The sequence below is a fragment of the Geotalea daltonii FRC-32 genome (assembly GCF_000022265.1).
Taxonomy (GTDB): domain Bacteria; phylum Desulfobacterota; class Desulfuromonadia; order Geobacterales; family Geobacteraceae; genus Geotalea; species Geotalea daltonii.
In genome coordinates this window covers 2,045,577-2,065,118 of the sequence record NC_011979.1, presented here as the reverse complement: position 1 = coordinate 2,065,118, position 19,542 = coordinate 2,045,577, and the positions used below count along the sequence as shown (strand labels likewise).

Annotated in this window: 13 protein-coding genes; 2 read left to right on the top strand and 11 right to left on the bottom strand. The window is 55.2% G+C overall.

Annotated elements, in window-relative coordinates; all coding sequences use genetic code 11:
* Nucleotides 1–48 precede the first annotated feature (48 nt).
* The 3 genes from GEOB_RS09205 to GEOB_RS09195 all read right to left on the bottom strand — a co-directional run bounded on the left by GEOB_RS09205 (nucleotide 49) and on the right by GEOB_RS09195 (nucleotide 4,859).
* On the bottom strand, nucleotides 49–417 hold the full coding sequence (locus GEOB_RS09205) for a PilZ domain-containing protein (protein WP_012646937.1): 369 nt from the start codon (nucleotides 415–417) through the stop codon (nucleotides 49–51).
* A gap of 207 nt (nucleotides 418–624) precedes the next feature.
* The gene (locus GEOB_RS09200; RefSeq protein ID WP_012646936.1) at nucleotides 625–1,905 is read right to left on the bottom strand and encodes a class II fructose-bisphosphate aldolase; all 1,281 of its coding nucleotides are present in this window, start codon (nucleotides 1,903–1,905) and stop codon (nucleotides 625–627) included.
* A 176-nt stretch (nucleotides 1,906–2,081) separates the two neighbouring features.
* On the bottom strand, nucleotides 2,082–4,859 hold the full coding sequence (locus GEOB_RS09195) for a cation-translocating P-type ATPase (RefSeq protein WP_012646935.1): 2,778 nt from the start codon (nucleotides 4,857–4,859) through the stop codon (nucleotides 2,082–2,084).
* 79 nt (nucleotides 4,860–4,938) lie between these two features.
* Between GEOB_RS09195 and mnmH the strand changes: the two genes are divergently transcribed.
* Nucleotides 4,939–6,024: a tRNA 2-selenouridine(34) synthase MnmH gene (gene mnmH, locus GEOB_RS09190; RefSeq protein WP_012646934.1), complete on the top strand. Its 1,086-nt coding sequence runs from the start codon at nucleotides 4,939–4,941 to the stop codon at nucleotides 6,022–6,024.
* On the opposite strand, the gene GEOB_RS09185 is transcribed toward mnmH, so the two are convergent.
* From GEOB_RS09185 to GEOB_RS09165, 5 genes are all read right to left on the bottom strand, one after another.
* Nucleotides 5,966–7,951 (bottom strand): response regulator, encoded by a 1,986-nt coding sequence (locus tag GEOB_RS09185; protein WP_012646933.1) that lies wholly within the window; start codon nucleotides 7,949–7,951, stop codon nucleotides 5,966–5,968. The two genes, mnmH and GEOB_RS09185, sit on opposite strands and share 59 nt — an antisense overlap.
* 46 nt (nucleotides 7,952–7,997) lie before the next feature.
* A complete protein-coding gene (locus GEOB_RS09180; protein WP_230199038.1) occupies nucleotides 7,998–8,540 on the bottom strand; it encodes a chemotaxis protein CheB in 543 nt (180 codons plus the stop codon).
* 28 nt (nucleotides 8,541–8,568) lie between these two features.
* Nucleotides 8,569–9,399, bottom strand: coding sequence for a CheR family methyltransferase (locus GEOB_RS09175; protein WP_012646931.1), 831 nt, complete (start codon nucleotides 9,397–9,399; stop codon nucleotides 8,569–8,571).
* A 3-nt stretch (nucleotides 9,400–9,402) separates the two neighbouring features.
* Nucleotides 9,403–13,050 carry a response regulator gene (locus GEOB_RS09170; RefSeq protein WP_012646930.1) on the bottom strand — a complete coding sequence of 1,216 codons (3,648 nt, stop codon included), beginning with the start codon at nucleotides 13,048–13,050 and terminating at the stop codon, nucleotides 9,403–9,405.
* A gap of 281 nt (nucleotides 13,051–13,331) precedes the next feature.
* A complete protein-coding gene (locus tag GEOB_RS09165; protein WP_154650477.1) occupies nucleotides 13,332–14,747 on the bottom strand; it encodes an aminotransferase-like domain-containing protein in 1,416 nt (471 codons plus the stop codon).
* Nucleotides 14,748–15,039: 292 nt separating this feature from the next.
* Here GEOB_RS09165 and GEOB_RS09160 point away from each other — a divergent pair, with 292 nt between their 5' ends.
* Nucleotides 15,040–15,513, top strand: a complete 474-nt coding sequence (locus GEOB_RS09160; RefSeq protein ID WP_012646928.1) for a PAS domain-containing protein — start codon at nucleotides 15,040–15,042, stop codon at nucleotides 15,511–15,513.
* A gap of 258 nt (nucleotides 15,514–15,771) precedes the next feature.
* Here GEOB_RS09160 and GEOB_RS09155 read toward each other — a convergent pair whose 3' ends face one another.
* The 3 genes from GEOB_RS09155 to GEOB_RS09145 form a co-directional block, all read right to left on the bottom strand.
* Nucleotides 15,772–17,883, bottom strand: coding sequence for a hypothetical protein (locus GEOB_RS09155; protein WP_012646927.1), 2,112 nt, complete (start codon nucleotides 17,881–17,883; stop codon nucleotides 15,772–15,774).
* Nucleotides 17,884–18,234: 351 nt separating this feature from the next.
* Nucleotides 18,235–18,936 carry a DUF72 domain-containing protein gene (locus tag GEOB_RS09150; RefSeq protein ID WP_012646926.1) on the bottom strand — a complete coding sequence of 234 codons (702 nt, stop codon included), beginning with the start codon at nucleotides 18,934–18,936 and terminating at the stop codon, nucleotides 18,235–18,237.
* Nucleotides 18,937–19,133: 197 nt separating this feature from the next.
* Nucleotides 19,134–19,472 (bottom strand): zinc ribbon domain-containing protein YjdM, encoded by a 339-nt coding sequence (locus GEOB_RS09145; RefSeq protein ID WP_012646925.1) that lies wholly within the window; start codon nucleotides 19,470–19,472, stop codon nucleotides 19,134–19,136.
* Between the last annotated feature and the right edge of the window lie 70 nt (nucleotides 19,473–19,542).

Sequence of the window (19,542 nt, the reverse complement as noted above, 5' to 3'; positions counted from 1 at the left end):
TCAGCATCCTTAGGCTTTCCCTGCTCGGGCCAAGCCCATGGCATCCGATCATTTGCTCTGACCATCAAGGTACTTGAAAAATTCACCGATAACCTTGTCTCCATCCCCACACTGATAAGAGACGACGTTGCGCAGGTGAGCAAAAGAATCCACATCTATTTTGCTGAATTTTATGCCGACGCCGTTTTCATCGATCCTGACAACACTGCCGGTCGCCTTGATCGCCACTTCCGGCGTCGTACCACTGAGTTGAATGGAGACATCCACCGGGAGACCGGCATCAAGCTTCCCATCGGTTTCAATATACAGCCCCTGCAAGCTGATATTCCTCACTTCGCCTTTGATGGTGATTTCCGCCTGGGTTACCAAAGCATCGATGGCAAAGCTCACACGGGAAAAATTGCGATTGTTTACCAACGTCTACCTCCTTAAAATCAGTCATAGGGGCAAGTTAGCATAACAGTGATGAAAGTTCCATAAGCAAAAGACATGAAAAGCCCCCAAATTGCAGCACTGCCCTTATCTTGTCTCCTGCCACATGTGGGTATACACACCTCATGTCTCACGATTAGGGCTTGTACTGCAGATGGGGGCTTTTATCGACTTAACTTCGGCCGACAAAGATCAGTCGTCGAAATTTCCGGACGGTCCCTTGTCCCCGCCGATTGTAGCCGCCCTTTCAACGATCTTGCCCTCGGTCCATTGGGCAGGGTCTTCGATACGGCCAATCTTGGCGCCCACATCGTAGGAGCCCGCCTTGAGGATGGCCTGGATTGCCAGCTGCGCCGTATCCTGCGAGTTCAGAACTTCGGTGATCATCTTGTAGGCAAAATCTTCCACCCGCCTGGCCATTCTCTCCCTGACTTCTTTCGGCTGAGCCAGAAGTTTATTTTCGAATGGCAGGTTAAGGCTCTTGTAGTCTCCCTTTTTCCAGCCCTTGGATTCGGCATAGGCAACCATTTCCACCCACATCTCCTCGGTGACGCCTTCGCCCTTTACCTTGATGAAGTTGCCGTTGGCGTCCAGCTGTGCATTGCCGTAATCGTTTACTTCAAGGCCCCAGGAAATCATCTGCAGCGCCGTGGCGACGTTGGCCTTGGTGGTGGCAGTCTTCCTGGCAATCTCGCGCAACCTGTCCGAGCTGTTGCCCGAAGTGCCGTGCTGGGCGCCAGAGACCTTGTATTTTTCCAGGGCATGGTGAATCTCGGCGGTAAGACCTACCTGAATGCCGGCATCGCTTGCCTCCAGGCCATGTGTAGTCCCATTGTTCAGGGCGATCCAGTCGGGAAAAATATCATGGGCATTGAGCCCCTGGATAAGGAAAAGCGCTTCGGGCACCGTGGAAAGGCCCTGACTCCCCTTGATCTCACCAACTTCGGTCTCCAGGCCTGCCCAGGAAGGAATCGACGGGTTGATAGCGATATTGGCCAGCAGGTTCTTGTCGTCGGGAAGATGGGAGGCGTCGATGGCAATGGAGGTAATGCCTGCCTCGAACATGGTGGGAACCTCTACCTTTGCTTCGGCCAGGTCCTTGTCGCTCTTGATGCCGTAATGGTCCGCATGAATAGCCACCGGCACGGTGATGCCCAGTTCGTTGCAGACAGCATCCACCTGGCGGGCCATGTTCCAGTAGTTGACAGGACAATAGGCGGATCTGCCCCCCTCCGACTTGGCTATCTCGATAATTACAGCCGCGTTTGCGCGCTGGGCAGCCTGCAGTACGCCTCTGATGACGAAGTGATTCCTGCCGTTGGCGGCCAGGGCAATGGCATTCCCCTTCGCACCCATCGCCCTATCTATAACCTTGCCGCTCACCAGCAGTGCTTTCGAGTTGGGGAACAGCTTTGCCACGTTGGGTGGACGGCCAATCTCGAGTGCTTTTGTAAAATCCGAACCGTTTGCCATATCGCCTCCTTTTAGTGGTATTTAAAATACTTTTATGTATACAAAAAAAATCAGATTTTTATAGCACGTAAACAGCTTAAGATCAAGGTGTTAATCAGAAAAAACACATCTGAAACGGTGCCCCAAACAGTTATATTAATTAAACATCTCATATCTTATAACCGATATCTCTATTGTCAACCTGCAGTCAACCTGACCACCCAGCGCACATTGCGTCTTATCAACCAACGTCGCAGTTCGTCCAGAAGAAGAATCGCCAGGGCGAACGGCCAGGCAAGGACCAGCTCCCCTGCAGAAAGCGATGCGTTGCCGAAAAGAAGATGCAGCGGCGACCATTCAATGATCGACAGCGCCAGGACCAGTTCGACCCCTATTCCGAACCAAAGCCGAAAATTGGAGAAAATGCCCTGCTGCAGCAGCGACTGGCGCTGGACTTTGCTGGCAAGGACATTGGCCATCTGGCAGAGGACAATTGCCGCAAAGAAAGCGGATACTGCTTTTGGGTAAAGACCTGACCCTGCAGCCAGAGGCATGCCGAACTGCCAGCCCCCGGCATGGAGAACACTGAAGTAGGCGAAAAATGCGGCTGCAGCCTCAATCACCCCTTTAAATCCGTAGGCAACAAAGATAAGCCGGCCGTTCACCAGCCTCTCCGACCGGGAGCGCGGGGGAAGCTGCATTATGTCACGCTCGGACCGTTCGGAAGCCAGGGCAATGGCCGGCAGCATATCTGTACCCAAATCTATGGCAAGAATCAGCATCACCGTCAGCGGCAAGGGAATGCCCAGGAGAAGAAAAGCCAGATAGGGAACCACTTCCGGGACGGCATGGGTGACCGTATAGGCGATGGACTTCTTCAGGTTGTCGAAGATGGTGCGCCCTTCCTTGATGGCAGGCAGCAGAGTGGCGAAGTTGTCATCCAGAAGCACCATATCCGCAGCCTCCCGTGCCACATCCGTCCCGGAAAGCCCCATGGCCACGCCGATATCAGCCTGCTTCAGCGCCGGGGCGTCATTGACCCCGTCGCCGGTTACAGCCACCACGTGGCCGTGGCGCTGCAGGGCCTGGACAATACGCAGCTTTTGTTCGGGCGACAATCGGGCGAAGAGGACCTCCTTCTCCTCCAGTTCCCAGTCAAGCATGGCATCGCTCATGTCACGAAGCTCTTTGCCGAGAATCAACCTGGGGGTTTGCGTGGTGACGATGCCGATCATGCGGCCGATGGCAATGGCGGTCGTCTGGTAATCGCCGGTAACCATGATAACCCGCACCCCTGCGCTGCGGATAGCCTTCACCGCCTCCGCGACACCGGCACGGGGAGGATCGAACATTCCCACCAGGCCGACGAAGATAAAACCGCCGGATGGCAGATCCTTGTTTTCCCATGCTTCACGGGGCGCAACCTCACAATAGGCCAGAAGCAGCACCCGTTCGCCTTTGCCGGCAAACTCCTCATAGGCAGCGAGATAAGCCCTTTTATGATTATCCGTCAAAGGCTGCGCCATTCCATTGATGAGAATACTGTCGCACATGGAAATTGCCACATCGGGAGCACCTTTAAGGCAGGCAATCTGTTTTCCATCAACATTATTGATGGTGATCATCAGTTTCGTGGCGGCGGTAAACGGCTCTTCATAGAGCCGGGGAGAGGCTGCCTGCACGGCAGCCACATCCTGAAACCTGCTGCAGAAAACCAGCAACGCCCCCTCTGTGGGATCGCCAAGGTACCGGTTCCGATCATCCTGCTGCAAATGGGCGTTGTTGCAAAGGCTTGCCACCAGCAGGAACCTTTCCAGTTCCTCCTTCTCCAGGTTTGTGTCTACCTCCGTGTGGATGCACTCGTTGAGAAAAAGCCTCTTTACCTCCATCCGGTTGCAGGTCAGGGTGCCGGTCTTGTCGGTGCAGATAACCGTGGTACAGCCGAGGGTCTCCACCGATTCCAGGTTCTTGACCAGTGCCTTGTTTTCCGCCATGCGTCGGGCAGCAATGGAAAGGGACAGGGTGACTGTGGGAAGAAGCCCCTCCGGGACGTTGGCAACGATGATACCGATGGCAAAGATCAGCTTGCTCAGCATCGGATTTTGCAGAAAGAACAGGCTGACGAGAAAGACACCAACTCCCATGATGACAGCAATGGTGGAAATTAACCTGGTGAAGTGGTGAATCTCGCTGCGGATGGGTATTTCCCGCACCGACACAGCCTGGGTCAAGTCGGCAGCACGTCCGATCTGGGTTTTCATGCCGGTTGCGAAGACCAGCGCCCTGCCCTGGCCTGCCTGGGCCATGGTCCCGGAAAAAACGGCATTGCGGCTGTCGAGAAGATGCTTGTCGGTCGGATAGGTGGTGCGCAGTTGCGGTTCCGACTCTCCGGTCAGGGAGGCGTTATTCACCTTCAGGCCGGATACCTCCACCAGGCGTGCATCCGCCGGCACCTGGTCCCCCTCCTCCACCATGATCAGGTCCCCCCTGACCAGCTCCGCCGCCGGGACCTGTTTAAGCTCCCCCCCGCGAATCACCTTCGCCATGTGGGGAAGCATGTCCCTGAAAGAGGCCATGATCTGTTCGGCCTTGTGCTGCTGAAAATAGCTGAAACTGCCGTTAATCAGCACCACGCCCACCAGGGCGATGGCGATAAAGATATTTCCTTCGCCGGGAGTCAGCCACTCCGCCACAAAGGACAACCCTGCCCCGACCCAGAGGAGCAGGGCAAAGAGATTGAACATCTGCCGCAGGAACTTGATGATCTCATTTTCACGCTTATGCTGAACCAGGGCGTTGGGCCCTTCCTTCAGCAAGCGCCGGGCAGCCTCAGCCGGGTCAAGCCCGCTGTCTGCAGAGGTTCTAAGCCTGCGGCAAAATTCTTCAATGGCGATCTGATGCATACGCTGCTCTCGTAGCAGGTTGTTAGAAAAAGAACCCAGGCTCAATTCTATCCCGTTATCGTCAATAGTCATGGCTGCAACATAAAATTCCTTCTCCTTGCAATAGGGTCCCCTGCTCTTTATAATGGGGTGCTTTTTTAAGGAGATAACTGTGCCGCAACCCGTAACTTTCAACCAATCCCTTCTCGACAGCCATCTGGTAGTGGATGTGCGCACCCCGCTGGAGTTCGAGGAAGACCATATCCCCGGTGCCGTCAACGTGCCGCTCCTGTCCAATGAAGAGCGGGTGGAGATCGGCACCCTTTACAAGCAGACCGGGCCCAGGGAAGCCCGCATCCGCGGTCTGGAGCTCACCGCCCCCCGTTTTCCCGAGCTGGTTGCCGAGATAGGCGGGCTTGCGGCAGGAAGACCCATCCTCGTCTACTGCTGGCGCGGCGGCCTGAGAAGCAAGACCGTTTCCGCCATCCTCGATTTGACCGGTTACGATGCGGTCCAGCTCCAGGGGGGCTACAAGACCTACCGCAACCAGGTCCTGGCCTGTTTCGAGAACTTCCAGCCCCCCGCCCGGCTGGTGGTCATCCACGGCATGACCGGCATCGGCAAGACCCCCTTCATCCTCGGTCTCGACCGGAATGACTTTTCCTTCATCGACCTGGAAGGGCTTGCCTGCCATCGGGGCTCAGCCTTCGGCGAACTGGGGCTTACCCAGGATCTTTCCCAGAAATGGTTCGAAAGCCTCCTGTGGGACGCCCTGCGCAAACTGCCCGGGGACAAGCCGCTCATCGTGGAGGGTGAGAGCAAAAGGATCGGCAAGCTGTCCCTGCCCGGCAACATGTACGAAGTAATGCAGGAGAGCACCAAGGTCTGGTGCCATGCATCGCTGGAAACCAGGGTGGAAAGGCTGATCCGGGAATACGGCCGTCCGGAGTTCAAAGAGGGAATGGCGGTGGCCCTGTTGCGCATCAAAAAGAGGCTGGGAGGCGACAAATACGCCGAGATCGAGGGCCATCTGGAACGCTGGGAACTGCAGCCATTCATGGCCGAGCTGGTGAAAAACTATTATGACAAGGTCTATTACAAGAACCGGGACTGGGTGGAGGACTGCAACCTGTCACTGGAGGACTACCAGGCTGCCGAGCAGGAGTTGAAGGGATTCCTGCACATGAAACCGAGAGCCGTCAGCGATCCAGCAACTCCCGCACCTTTCTCGCCAGCTCGGGAGGGGAAACCGGCTTGATAACCAGTTCAACTCCTTTCTCCAGCAACCCCTTTTCCTGGATCAGATCGGCGGTATAACCGCTTATGAACAGCACCTTCACCTGTGGGGCCAGCACCCTGATCTCGCGGCAGGCCTCCGAGCCGTTCTTTTTCGGCATGATCATATCCAGGAGCACCAGATCTATATTGCCGCGGTTTTCCTGGAAAATATCCACCGCTTCCTGCCCGTCCCTGGCCACCATCACAAGATAGCCGAAATCCTGCAGAATACTCACTTCCATATCCCTGATGGCCTGGTCATCCTCGGCCAGCAGGATGGTCTCGGTGCCCCCCCTGGGCAGAGCGGGAGACAACTTTGCTTCCTCCACCTGGTTGTCCTCGATCAAGGGTAGATACAACCTGAAGGTGGTGCCGATGTCCGGCTCGCTGTACACCTTGATATAGCCGTTGTGCTGGGTGACGATGCCGTAAACTATGGACATGCCGAGGCCCGTCCCTTTGCCCACTTCCTTGGTGGTAAAGAAAGGATCGAAGATGTTCTGCAGGGTATGCTGGTCCATTCCCTTGCCGCTGTCGGAAACATTGATCAGGGCGTAGGCGCCGGGCTTGCCGAAACCGTGCATGGCGATGAAGGAATCTTCTATTTCCTGCAGAGCCGTCGAAACGGTGAATTTCCCGCCATCCGGCATGGCATCCCTGGCATTGGTGGCCAGATTCATCAGCACCTGATCGATCTGGCCGCTGTCCCCATTGATGAAAAGAGTTCCTTCATGAAAAGAGGTCTCAAGCTGAATGTCCTCACCGATCACCCGCTTGAGGATCTTCGTTACGCTTTCGATCAAGCCGTTAAGCTCCACCGGCTGCTGCTTCATCTCCTGTTTGCGGCTGAAGGCCAAAAGCCCCTTGGTCAGCTGGGCAGCCTTTTCTGCTGCGGCAATAATCTGGTCCAGGTTGCATTTCAGCGGATCATCAGCATCCATTTTCATCTGCGCCAAGTTTCCATAGCCGATAATGACGCTGAGCAGATTGTTGAAGTCGTGGGCTATGCCCCCCGCCAACTGGCCGATGGCCTCCATCTTCTGTGCCTGGCGCAGCTGTTGTTCCAGCTGTTTGCGGGCAGTGATGTTTTCGAAAACGGTTATGTAGTGGATCGGTTCGCCGCTCTCGCCACGGGCCAGGGCAACGGCCATGTGCCCCCAAACGATGGAACCGTTCTTGCGGAGAAATCGCTTTTCCATTTCATAGGAGGAGGTGCATCCAGACAGCAGTGACTGCACCTCGGCCTGGTCCAGTGCCAGATCCTCCCCATGGGTGATCTCCGCCAGGGTCAGCTTCTGCAATTCGCCAGGGTCATACCCAAGGTCACGGCACATGCTGGCATTGACCCTGACCAGCAGCCCGTTCAGCGCAACATGGGCAATACCCACCGCTGCCAGCTCGAATGCATTCCGGTATCGCTCCTCGCTTTCCTGAAGATTCTCCGTCGTTCGTACCAGTTCGGCGGTTCGTTCCTCCACCAGGGCCTCCAGTGTGGACTCGCGCTCTTCCAGGGCACAGCGTTGCGTGTACAGCGCGCGAAAGACCCTGACCTTGCTTCTCAGGATGGCCGGCTCCAGCGGCTTCAGCAGATAGTCGACAGCGCCGGCATCATACCCCTTGAACTGGTAACTCATATCCTTCATGCCGGCAGTAACGAAGATAATGGGAAGATGCCGGGTCTTCGGGTTGCTCCGCATCAGTTCCGCGGTCTCGAATCCATCCATTTCCGGCATCTGCACATCCATAAGGACCAAGGCAAAATCCTGCTTCAGGGCCAGCCGCAGGGCATCATTGCCGGACAGAGCCTTGACCATATCCAGCCCCATATCGGAGAGTAGCGCCTCAAGCGCCGTCAGGTTCTCCTCCCTGTCATCCACCAGTAGAATGGAAACCGGTTGTTTCCACATTGCAGCTCTCCTTTCCTATCTGCCCATCAGCCTGTTGCGGCCGTCACTAAGATACCAGTCTCGTCAGCAATCCCGGCAGCTCCGTCAACCTTGCCACATGGTCGGCGGTCACAAGGCTCAAGGCATATTTCGGCATGGATGAGGCATCGGCATCTGCCGGGTCCTGGACAATTGCCATCCCCCCCTGTTCCTTGATCCGAAGCAAGCCTCGCCCACCATCATAGCCGGCACCGGTAAGGACGATGCCGATTACCGCCGGGCCGAAAGCGGCGGCTGCCGATTCAAAGAGCACATCTACCGAAGGCCGCGCAAAATTGACCGGCTTCTCGGCGGAAAGGGACAGGCTGCCGTTGCTTTCAACCAGCAGGTGGTAGTTGGGCGGGGCCAGATAGGCGCATCCCCCTTGCATAACCTCCTCCTCGTCAGCTTCCTTGATCCGCAAAAGACACAGCTGATCAAGCAGCTTCGCCAGGCCGTCTCCCGATGCCGGACTCATGTGCTGGACGATGAGGATCGGCAGGGGAAAGTCTGCCGCCAGACCTCCCAGTACCCTTTTCAGCGCCTGCACGCCGCCGGTGGAAACACCCATGACAATCACCCGGAAACGTTTTGGGCTCTCATGACTTGTAGCACTTGGCATAGATGCGCGTACCCCGCCCGATTTCATGGTAGTCTGCGAATATATCCCGGTTTTCCAGGGTTTCCTTGGTACCTAGACAGAGAAATCCACCCGGCAGGAGGGCCCGGTCGAAAAGGCTCAACACCCGTTCCTTCAGGGAAGCCTTGAAATAAATAAGCACGTTTCGGCAGAAAACCATGTTCATTTCACCGAAATCCGCATCCACCGCCAGATTATGGGCGGCAAAAACAATGTCCTTCTTAAGAGCCGGCATGAGCATGGCGTGATCGTACCGCGCCGTGTAATAGTCGGCAAAATCCCGGCGGCCACCGCTTTTCTGATAGTTTTCCGTAAAGCGCCGCATCTCCTGCAGAGGATAGATTCCCTCCCGCGCCTTGCCCAGCACATTCTCGTTGATGTCGGTGGCGTAAATCCGGTAACGCCCCGCCAGTCCCTCCTCCTGGAGCAAGATAGCCATGGAATAGACCTCTTCACCGGTGGAGCACCCCGCATGCCAGATCTTGACGAAAGAATATGTCTTGAGATGGGGAACGACCTGCTCCCGCAACGCCTTGAAGAACAGGGGATCCCGGAACATCTCCGAAACGTTTACGGTAATGCCCCGCACGAACTGGTCGAAGAGGGAGCGGTCCCGCAGCAGTTTGCCCTGGGCTTCCGAAAGGCTGGAAAAGCCGGAACCGGCAAGCCACGCGCTCAATCTGCGCCTGATGGAGGCTTCGGCATAGTCGCGGAAGTCGTACCCGTACATGCGGTAGAGGGCTTCCAGCAGCAGATCGCTCTCTATGGCGAACCGCTCGTCGTCTTCCATGGGCTACCCCTTTTGATAGAGCCAGACCCGCATCAAGGAAAGCAGTTTTTCCACCTCGATGGGCTTGGAAATGTAATCGCTCGCCCCCGCCTCAAGACACTTCTCCTGGTCTCCCTTTAGTGCCTTGGCGGTCATGGCGATGATGCTGAGCCTGCTGAAATGTGGATCGTTGCGGATTGTCCTGATGGTTTCATAGCCGTCCATTTCCGGCATCATGATATCCATCAGCACCAGGTCCACATCGGGGTGTTCCTGCAGGCGCGCCAGGGCTTCCCGGCCGTTTTCCGCCTCCACCACGACCATGTGCTTCTCCGCCAGGATGCTGGTCAGGGAAAAGATGTTGCGCATGTCGTCATCCACCAGCAGGACCTTTTTCCCCTCCAGCATGGTTTCCTTGTCAAGGGAGGCGCGCAGCATACGCTGCTTGTCCGGGTTCAGGGAACTCTCCACCTGATGCAGGAAAAGCGTCACCTCGTTAAGCAGCCGCTCGGGGCTTTTCGCCCCTTTGATGATGATGCTTTCCGTGTAGCGGCGCAGTTTCAGCTCTTCTTCATGGGAAAGGCTCCTGCCCGAATGGATGATGACCGGAAGGCGCCGTTTTTCGTCCTCATGCTCGATATGCTCCAGCAGATCGAAACCGGACATGTCCGACAAGCCCAGGTCAAGGACCATGCAGTCGAAGGCTTCCCGCGAGAGCAGCTCGATGGCTTCCTTGCCGCTCCCCGCCACACTGATCGCCACATCCCGCCCTTCCAGAAGTGCCACCAGCCCCCTGGACTCGGCCGGATCATCCTCGACGATGAGCAGCTTGCGTACCGAGCGGGAGATGGCATTTTCGATGGTGGCGAACAGTTCCGCCAGTTGATCCGGGTCCACCGGCTTGGAGACGAAGCCGATCGCCCCCATGGACATGGCCTTCTGCCGGTCCTCCAGGCAGGTAAGGAAGTGGACGGGAATATGGCGGGTGCGGGGATTTTCCTTGAGGAGGCGCATTACCCCCCAACCGTCCACATGGGGGAGCATGACATCAAGGATGATGGCATCGGGCAGGCAATGGTCGGCAAGGTAGAGCCCATCCTCGCCATTGGCAGCCGCCAGGGCTGCAAATCCACGTTCCCGGACCATCTCCATCAGGATTCGGGCAAAGTTGAGATCATCCTCGATGAGGAGAATACTGCGCTGTCCCTTCTGCAGCTTCTCCCGGTCATCGGCCAGGGTTGATGCAGCAGACGGCACCGGTATTGGCCGAACCGGAGCAGGGCCAGCGGCAGAAGCGCCTTGAATCGGAGCAGAGTTATCTGGCACGGCTTTGGTTGAAGAGTTATCGGGCGAAAGGGTCAATGGCAGGTAAACAGTGAAGACGCTCCCCTCCCCTTCGCGGCTTGCCAGGGTAATATCGCCCTGCATGCCGCGTGCAAGCTGCCGGGAGATGGACAAGCCAAGGCCGGTACCGCCGAACTTGCGGCTGGTGCTGCCGTCCCCCTGCTGGAAGGCATTGAACACGATCTCCTGTTTTTCCGCAGAAATGCCGATGCCGCTGTCTCTGATGGCAATGGCCAGGGCCGGTACCGGCAGGATATTTTCGCCGGGGGCCGGAATCCCGGCCAGCACTTCTACACCTCCGTTATGGGTAAATTTGAAGGCATTGGAAAGGAGGTTTTTCAGGATCTGCTGGGTGCGCTGCATATCGGTGCTGATGCATTCCGGCACCCCTGCCCCGGTCTTTATCTGGAAAGCAAGCCCCTTCTGCTCGGCCAGTGGTCTGAACATGGTCTCCAGCGGTTCCAGCAGATCGATTACTTTCAGTTCCTCGAAGTGGAATTCCAGCCTCCCCGCCTCCACCTTGGACAGATCGAGGATGTCGTTGATCAGGTTCAGGAGATCGTTCCCTGCATCGTTCATGGTGCGGGCGAACCCCACCTGTTTCTCGCTCAGGTTCCCTTCCTTGTTGTCCATGAGCAGGTGGGAGAGGATCATCAGGCTGTTGAGGGGCGTGCGCAACTCGTGGGACATATTGGCCAGAAATTCCGATTTATAGGCACTGATCCGTTCAAGTTCGTCGGCTTTCCTTTGCAGTTCCCGGCTCGCCTCCTCCACCTCTTTATTCTTGTTCCGAATCTGTTCCCGCTGCTGTTCCAGCATCTGGGCACGTTCCTCAAGTTCCTCGTTGGATTGCTGCAGCTCTTCCTGCTGGACGCGCAGCTCCTCGGTCTGCTGCTGGGTCTGTTCCAGAAGTTCATTGACCCTCTGGCGAGAGATGTTGACGCTGATTCCCACCGCCAGCCCTTCCATTACCGAATCGAGCAGCTGCAACTCCCTTTCGTTAAAACCGTGGAAAGCCCCCAGCTCCACCACCCCCAGCAGGGTATTGTCGTGTACCAGGGGAAGCACCACCACATTGCGCGGCGCCGCCTCTCCCAAAGAAGAGGCAATGGCCAGGTAATCGTCGGGGACATTAGAGAGGCAGATCATCTTCCGCTCCCTGGCCGCCTGACCTGCGACTCCTTCGCCCATATTGAGACGGTCGTTAAGGTTTTTCCTCCGGGTGAAGGCATAGGTGGCAATGATGCGCAGATTCTGCTCCTGCGTATCATGAAAGTAGAAGGTTCCGACCCCGCAATCCAGGTATCGGGCCAGGTAGGCCAGCACCTTTTCGGCCATTTCATTCATGGCCTGTTCGCCCCTCAGCAAAGCATTCAACTCGTTCTGCCCCGTTTTCAGCCAGTCCAGATCCTGCTCCACCTGGCGGTTGTGCCGCAGAGAACTGGTCATCTGACGAAAGGCGCTGTCCAGAGTGGTTTGCGCCTCCTCCAGGTTGCAGACAGCCCTGACCAGATCGCCGGTCTCATCCTTCGAGATGGAGGAGCGGTCAACCTGGATAGGCCTGCTGTCGGGCAGGTCGCGGCTCAGGTCGCCCGAAGCGATAGCCTCGGCTAGATGGGATTTTTCCATGGATGAGCCGGAAATACCGAGGAGGGCATCGAGGATGGCCGTTATGGGTCGGACAATGCTCCGGGTAATGTATGAGGCCATGATGAACCCGGTCGTTACGGCAAACAGCACCATGGCCACAAACCAGCCGATGCGGGAGTGAAACAGGTTTGAAGCATGATCCCGCCCTTCTTTTGCATGGGACATTTCCCTGCGGATCAGCTCTGCCAGGGTGTCGTCCAGCTTCTTGAAAATCTCCCGCCCGTCTTTTTCCAGAATAGCGTCCGCTTCCGGCGCCCTCTTGTCCCTGGACAACTTGAAGACCCGTTCCTTGACCAGGAGATATTCAGGCCAGATCTTTTCGAACCGGTCCACCAGTTCCGCCTCCTGCGCATTCAGCTCCATCTTGTGATACTTGGCAAGAACCTCGGCGATGGTCTTTTCGTTTATCTGGGTCTGTGACGCAACGGTATCCTTGACATCCAGGCTTGGAGCCAAAGCGTGGCGGTAGACCCTCCGATAGTGGTACAGCACTTCCACATAGAGCTGATTGGCCAGGAAGACCGACTGCATGTTTTTGTTGTAGATTTCATCAAGGGTATCGTCCATGCTTCGCATGCCCTGGAAGCCGACGATGCCGATAAGAATGGAAAAAACGATGACGACCGCAAAACCGCAGGCAAGCTTCTTGCCTATTTTCAGATTGGCGTACCACCCCATGTCGCAACCTCCGTCACCGGTGTTTAAGTCCACTTTACTTATCGGCATTTTCGCAGGAGATTCAATTAGTTTCCATCCGGAAACTCCGGATGAGAAACTAGTGGTTTCCGATTCGGAAAGAGGGGATTTTTTGTTCTGGCAAGGAAATCAATGGCTTGCGCGGAGACGTACATCGGTACGTCGCACAAGTAAGCCCCCAGATTGACGCCGCCAGGGCAGAAAAGAACCCTTTCCGGATGGAAACCAATTAATAAGGGGGGAAAAATGCTATGGCGGGGGATTTATTTTATCAACGTTTTTGCCAGCCGCCCCAAAGTCTCCAGTGCCTGTTCGATCTGTTCCGACCATAACGCGGCATTGAGCCGAAAACAATTTCGGTACCTGTCACTTAATGTAAAGATGTTCCCTGGAGCAATGCTGATACCTTCATTCAAGGCCAGTTCGTAGAGTTTGAAGCTATCGAATCCGTCCGGCATCACCACCCAGAGAATATAGCCACCTTCAGGGGGATTGACGTGGGTTCCGTGGGGGAAATAACGTCCGACGGCATCCAGCATCTTTGCAATCTGCCTCGCATAGACCTTGCGGAGCGTCCGCAGGTGGCGGTCGTAGCCTCCGTTGGTAAGGAACTCCGTCACGGTGAGTTGAGTCGGTGACGCAGTAGCAATATTGAGCAACGTCTTCAAATGTAGCACCTTGTCCAAAAATCGACCGGGTGCTATCCAACCGACCCGGTAGCCAGGTGCCAAGGTTTTGGAGAACGAGGAACAGTAGAGAACCAGCCCATATTTGTCGAAGGACTTGATGGCGGCGGGACGATTAGAGCCAAAACACAAGTCACCGTAAACATCATCTTCGATCAGCGGGATTTCGTGTTTCGCCAGTAGCTCCACCAGCTGATGCTTGCGTTCATTGGGCAAGAGGCTTCCCAGTGGATTATTGAAATTGGCGATGGTGATACAAGCATGGACCGGGTTTTGCCTGATGGCATAGTCAAGAACGTCCAGGTTCATTCCCTCGCTATTGTAGGGGATTTCAAGCACCTTCAGCCCCATCCACTCGATCGCCCTGAGAAATGTGGGATAAACCGGAGAACCGATGGCAACGGTATCGCCGTGGCGGCAGACAGCCTGGAGCGCGAGGGTAGTCGCTTCCACGCAGCCCGAAGTGATGATGATATCATCAGGCATCAAGGAACAACCGGCGTCGAGCAATCGCTTGACAATCTCCGTGCGCAAACGCTTGTGCCCCCGTGCGGACGGATAAGCAACACTTTGGAGAGGGAAACGCTTCGATTCAGAGCCAAGCATTCGGTTCAGTCGATCAATCGGCAGCAAGTCGATGTTGGGAACCCCGGAGCCGAGCGGGACGAGTTTAGGGTTCCCAATGGCTTGCATGACCTGCAAGGCGGCATCATCTATGGTTACGGGGCTAGGGACGATGGCGGGCAAAGGGGCGCCGCTTGCCTGCCGGCATACCGCCTGCCGTTGGGGAGCACAGACATAGTAGCCGGACCGGGGGCGAGCCTCGATCAACCCCGCATTTTCCAGCCGGAGGTAAGCCTCCATGACCGTATTAACACTGACGCGCATCTGTCTGCTCAAGGTCCTGACAGATGGTATCCGCTCGCCGGGCAGGTAGGTACCCACCTTAATCATCTCCCGGACTTTGGCAACAATCTCTTCGTAGAGCAGCACTCCGCCCCCCCTTGTATTCTTTGATTTATATATCGGCGTGGCAGTCATGCAAAACAGATACAGTTCAAGGGAAATAACAGGGTAACAGTTGCTGTTTCCGCTCAACTGCTGGTGTCGAAAAAGTGTCGAGTTGCATCTGTGCATTTCTCTTTATTGCCTCTATTCTTAAGATAATCAAGGGTGTAACCTCATTCAAGGACGGTATGGCCACTCTATTTGTGACCGAGTGTCAGGTGAACCATCACGTTACACAAGAGAGCCGAAGCAGTCAATTCCATAGATGGAGGCACATATGAGACAGACTAATTGTTGTGGAGCAGAGAAGATTGCCGTTAAAAATGACATCAGTGAAAAATCATCCCAGCAAGTACCTGATGAGTTGAGTTGCCGTGAATGGATCAACGCAATCGATGTACCAACTCTTTTAATGCAGGGAAATCCCAGGCAAGTTATAACGGCAAACCGTCGAGCTCTTGAGTTGTTCGGGAAAGAACTCCATGAAGTAGAAGGACGCAGAGGTGGGCAGGTCTTTGACTGCATTTATGCATTTACAGAAGACGGCTGCGGGAAAGATAGTCATTGCGAAGGTTGCAAGATCAGAGATGGGATCATAGATACCTTCACGACCGGCAAGTCACACAGCAGGGTTTCAACCTCACTGCAAATTCAAAAATCCAATCAAATAATGCCATACATATTGCAGGTTTCAACTGAGAAGGTTGGGGACTTGGCTTTAGTAAGAATCGAGCGTTATGAAAATACTTGATGGGGTCTCCGTCTAGCCTCATCCACGTACCGCAATCTTTTGCGGGCCTGAACAGAAGCGGCCCGAAGGGTGACTTGGGTGTCGGCAGTTGCAAACAAGGGAGGGGCCACACAATTTATAGAAAGGAAGAGAGAAGGAAGGAGAGCCGGAATCGAGGCCGAACTGAATGGGCATGGGAAGGGAAATGGAGCGCAGCAGCGTCACTGCTGCGCTCCGGGTCAAATTTTACTGTAACGGGAATCGTTGCTACTCCCCTGGTCAATCAAATTGAAAGCACCCATGGTGGCTGTCATCGGAAATATCCTGCCAGCCGGTCACCTCCACATCGATCATCTGGGCCACCGCATCGGTAAATCGGTCGACGAGAAAACCGATCAACGCACCTTTTGCACCAGCAGCCACCTTGTCGCCGAAGGTTGCATTGCCGGCATCGGCAGCACCCATGTCGAGAAAGAAGTTCACCACATAGGCCGGCATGGAGAAGGCCACGCCGGCAATCTTCATCCCGGTTGATTTAGCCAGCATGTCCCCCATGAGTGGGAAAAGGGCATTGACCATGTAGACAGCTATCGTGGCCTCTGCCTGTTTTGGATATTTGATCGCTCCCAGTTGGACTTTGAAATAGGTGGCAGCGACGAATTTCGACCCTTTCACCAGCACCTGAAAGGCGCTCTTCCAATGGCTCTGATACCAGTGGATATTTTTGTAATCCCCCACCTGGTCGTGCAAAAGCCACTCGGTCAGAATGAACTGGATGCCCCTGCCGAAGCGCGGCGTTCGTGCCCGTGACGGGTAGTAAAAAGCCCAGTCATCTTTATTATTGCTACAGGCGCCGCTTTTGGTGAACAGCGCCATTTTGGCCATGCTCTTCTGATCGAATTTTTCGCAGGCAGGAATGACGGCCCCATTCAGTGGATCGACCACGGCAACTTTTTGGCCATTGCCGTCAACCATGCAATAGTCGCGTATGGGCTCATCATCCGCCGTCAACGCAGCAGCCTCACCGGTTAGAGCCGAGGCAAGCTTGGCGGACAGTTGCCGGCTGAAGGCAGCCGGAACCTGGTAAAAAACGCTCAGAGAATTGCCGGTGCCTTTCTGCAGGCGGCTGCCTACCGAGGAGACGCCGCTGATAATGGCGGTACGGGGATTGATATGCTGCTCGACAACTTCCTGGCAAGCAGCATCTTCTGCAGATGATATCTGACCTAATAGCTCTTTGTAATCTCCACTGATCAGATCGGGCGCCAACTGGAACATGAAGGTATATTCAGTGGCTGATCCGGGCAATATGGCAGGTGAGCCATATATTGCCTTGATTATGTTCGCGTCCAGTGCCTGATTGATGGCTCTGAGATTGTGGGTGGCTTCGTAATTGGTGAGAGAGGCCTCCATGTCGATGGCATTTCCGGAAGATCCGTCCTGCACCGGGGGTATTACCTGTCGCTGTGATTTCAGATAGTCCAGGTGAACATAGGTACTCAGCTTAACCACATAACGATCCTTGATCGCCACCCCATACTTGCTGATGCAGGCATCCAGGGTTGGAGACGGATTCCTGTTGTATGCCACGGGCTTTACAATTTCCGTGATCATTGTCGAATGTGGTTCCAGTGCGCCGTCACCATCGATGTCAGAACTGCTATTGTCGGAGATGGCTACCGTGCTGAGGGAGTAATCAGTTTCGTCAAAGGGATCGAACGCGGCCATATCGACGGTTGCATGGGCTGAATCATCATTGGTGAAATCGGTGAGCCTGGCCAGTATGGCATCCCGATCCGCTTTGGAAACGTTGGAGGTCAGAGACTGGATGCTTTTATCGGGTATTGCATCGATGATCGATTGCCCCACCTGGATACTCAGTGATTGCGGGTCATGCTGGGAAACATGCTCGCTCTCTGGGGCCGAGCTTACCCCCAGGTTGTCCAGACAGAGCCGAAGATCGGTGCCGGTCAGCCCCGAGCAGGCGAGCGGAATAACATCCGGTTTTTTGAGGCTCGGGATACCTGGTGCGGAGGAAAACGGGGCGTCAGTGACCGTCGATGCTACCCGTTTGCTTAAGGGCGCAGGAGGTGAATAAAGGACGAAGTCGGTGAGTATCGGCTCAGCCTGGCTTTTTTGCAGTGCGGTCGCTTTCGCCGGCAACAATTTAAAGATGCTTGCGTTATCGGAATAAAGTTCGCCGCTGGCAGGAAATTGTGGCTGGGCTGCCGCAAGCGCCACATGCTTGCCCTCTGCCAGATAGTCGTAATAAACCTTGGTGACATTGTCGGAAGCAGTCCGGGAATCGCCCCTATCATCTGAACATCCCGAAACGGTGATACCCGCCAGCAGCAGACAGATCGAAATCAAAAACAGGGTCCGTTTATACATTCTGCACCTCCCGCGTCGAAAATTGCATCGGCATCTCAAATCCTGATCAGGCAGCTGTTTTTTTGGACAGCATGTTTTATCGTTTGTCTTAGTGTGGGCCTGTTGGGTTGGTGGATGTGGAATCATTATGAGCAATTTAATCTGCACATAATTTACCTCACCCAAATTGATAAACAAGTGGGGGTTCTGCCGGACAAAAAGAAGGTTGCTGAAAAATCTTGATTTTAACCGTCACGCATCAGTGACGCATGCCCGTCGTGTCCCTTCCTGCAAGAGGTTGAGGGCCTCTCGTTCTTGATATTATTCCGGTTTCGGCCACAAATCATTAATGATAAATAATTTTTCCTCGTCTTAACCCTCAGCCAGTTCCATGAATCGCTTCGCCATCTGTGGGCCCTTTCCCTCTTCCTCGTGTTTGAAAAAGACGAAGGCATCCTCCCAATATTGCTCCCGCAGCCGCTTTACCCAGCAGTTCAGTTCATGGTCGCCATAGTCCGGCCTGCGCAGCCGGAAATAGCCCCAGTTGGCAGTGGCAACAAAGGGCACCTGCAGATCCCCTTCGGCGTCGGCAATGCACAGCGCCGCCCGATGCTTATGCAGCAGGTCGAAAAGCTCATCCACGAACCAGGATGCGTGCCGGAATTCGAATGCCGCGCGGCACCGGGGCGGCAATAACGACAAAAAATCCGCCAGCCTAGGCAGATCCTTTTTCAAGCCCGGCGGCAACTGGAACAGCAGCGGCCCCAGGCGCCCCTCCAGCACCCCCGCCACCTCCAGGAGATAGGACAGCGAATCATCGGCATTCTGCAGCCGCTGCACGTGGGTGATCTGTTGCGGCGCCTTGAGCACGAATTTGAAGTCGGCCGGAACCTGGCTCGCCCATGCTTCCAGAACCGACACCTTGGGCATTCTATGAAAGGTGTTGTTGATCTCCACCGCCCGAAAATGCCCGGCGTAGTAATGGAGCATCTGCCTGTCGGGCAGATCCCCCGGGTAGAAGGTGCCTTTCCATTCTTTGTAGGAATATCCGCTGGTGCCGACGTAGAGGTTCATGTGTCACTCCGGGGCAAGGGGGATTGCTAGGAGTCTGTCGGACTTAGAATGAATCGGCTGCGAAAATGGCAAATCGGTCCGGATCTCCGTAAATTTTCGACAAACAGGTCCACTATTCGCTCTCAAATTTCCAAATATCCGTCCTCGATTTTCCTTTCTCTCGCTTCGATCCCTAAGTCCGACAGACTCCTAGGCATTCACGCCTTTTTGACGAACTCCGATTTCAACTGCATGGCGCCGATGCCGTCGATCTTGCAGTCAATATCGTGGTCTCCCGATACAATGCGGATGTTCCTGACCTTGGTGCCGACCTTGACCACCGATGACGATCCCTTTATTTTCAGATCCTTGATGACGGTCACCGAATCGCCGTCGCTGAGCAGGTTGCCGAAGGCGTCACGGACGACACTGTCGGCCTCTGCGGTCTCCGCTGCCGTCTTTGCCCACTCGTTGGCGCACTCGGGGCAGACGTAAAGTTCGCCGTCTTCATAGGTATATTCAGAACTGCATGAGGGGCATTTGGGTAAAGTCGTCATGTTTGTCCTTTGTATGTTGTTGCACTTGTTAATGAAACTGTTAAGGCCTCGGCATGAAGCATCCAGCACA

What these genes read in the sequence shown, in the direction of transcription:
- GEOB_RS09185 (WP_012646933.1), bottom strand. Translation starts at nt 7,951, where the DNA reads ATGTGGAAACAACCGGTTTCCATTCTACTGGTGGATGACAGGGAGGAG.
- GEOB_RS09180 (WP_230199038.1), bottom strand. Translation starts at nt 8,540, where the DNA reads ATGGGTGTTTCCACCGGCGGCGTGCAGGCGCTGAAAAGGGTACTGGGA.
- GEOB_RS09145 (WP_012646925.1), bottom strand. Translation starts at nt 19,472, where the DNA reads ATGACGACTTTACCCAAATGCCCCTCATGCAGTTCTGAATATACCTAT.
- GEOB_RS09195 (WP_012646935.1), bottom strand. Translation starts at nt 4,859, where the DNA reads ATGACTATTGACGATAACGGGATAGAATTGAGCCTGGGTTCTTTTTCT.
- GEOB_RS09160 (WP_012646928.1), top strand. Translation starts at nt 15,040, where the DNA reads ATGAGACAGACTAATTGTTGTGGAGCAGAGAAGATTGCCGTTAAAAAT.
- GEOB_RS09175 (WP_012646931.1), bottom strand. Translation starts at nt 9,399, where the DNA reads ATGGAAGACGACGAGCGGTTCGCCATAGAGAGCGATCTGCTGCTGGAA.
- GEOB_RS09200 (WP_012646936.1), bottom strand. Translation starts at nt 1,905, where the DNA reads ATGGCAAACGGTTCGGATTTTACAAAAGCACTCGAGATTGGCCGTCCA.
- GEOB_RS09155 (WP_012646927.1), bottom strand. Translation starts at nt 17,883, where the DNA reads ATGTATAAACGGACCCTGTTTTTGATTTCGATCTGTCTGCTGCTGGCG.
- GEOB_RS09150 (WP_012646926.1), bottom strand. Translation starts at nt 18,936, where the DNA reads ATGAACCTCTACGTCGGCACCAGCGGATATTCCTACAAAGAATGGAAA.
- GEOB_RS09170 (WP_012646930.1), bottom strand. Translation starts at nt 13,050, where the DNA reads ATGGGGTGGTACGCCAATCTGAAAATAGGCAAGAAGCTTGCCTGCGGT.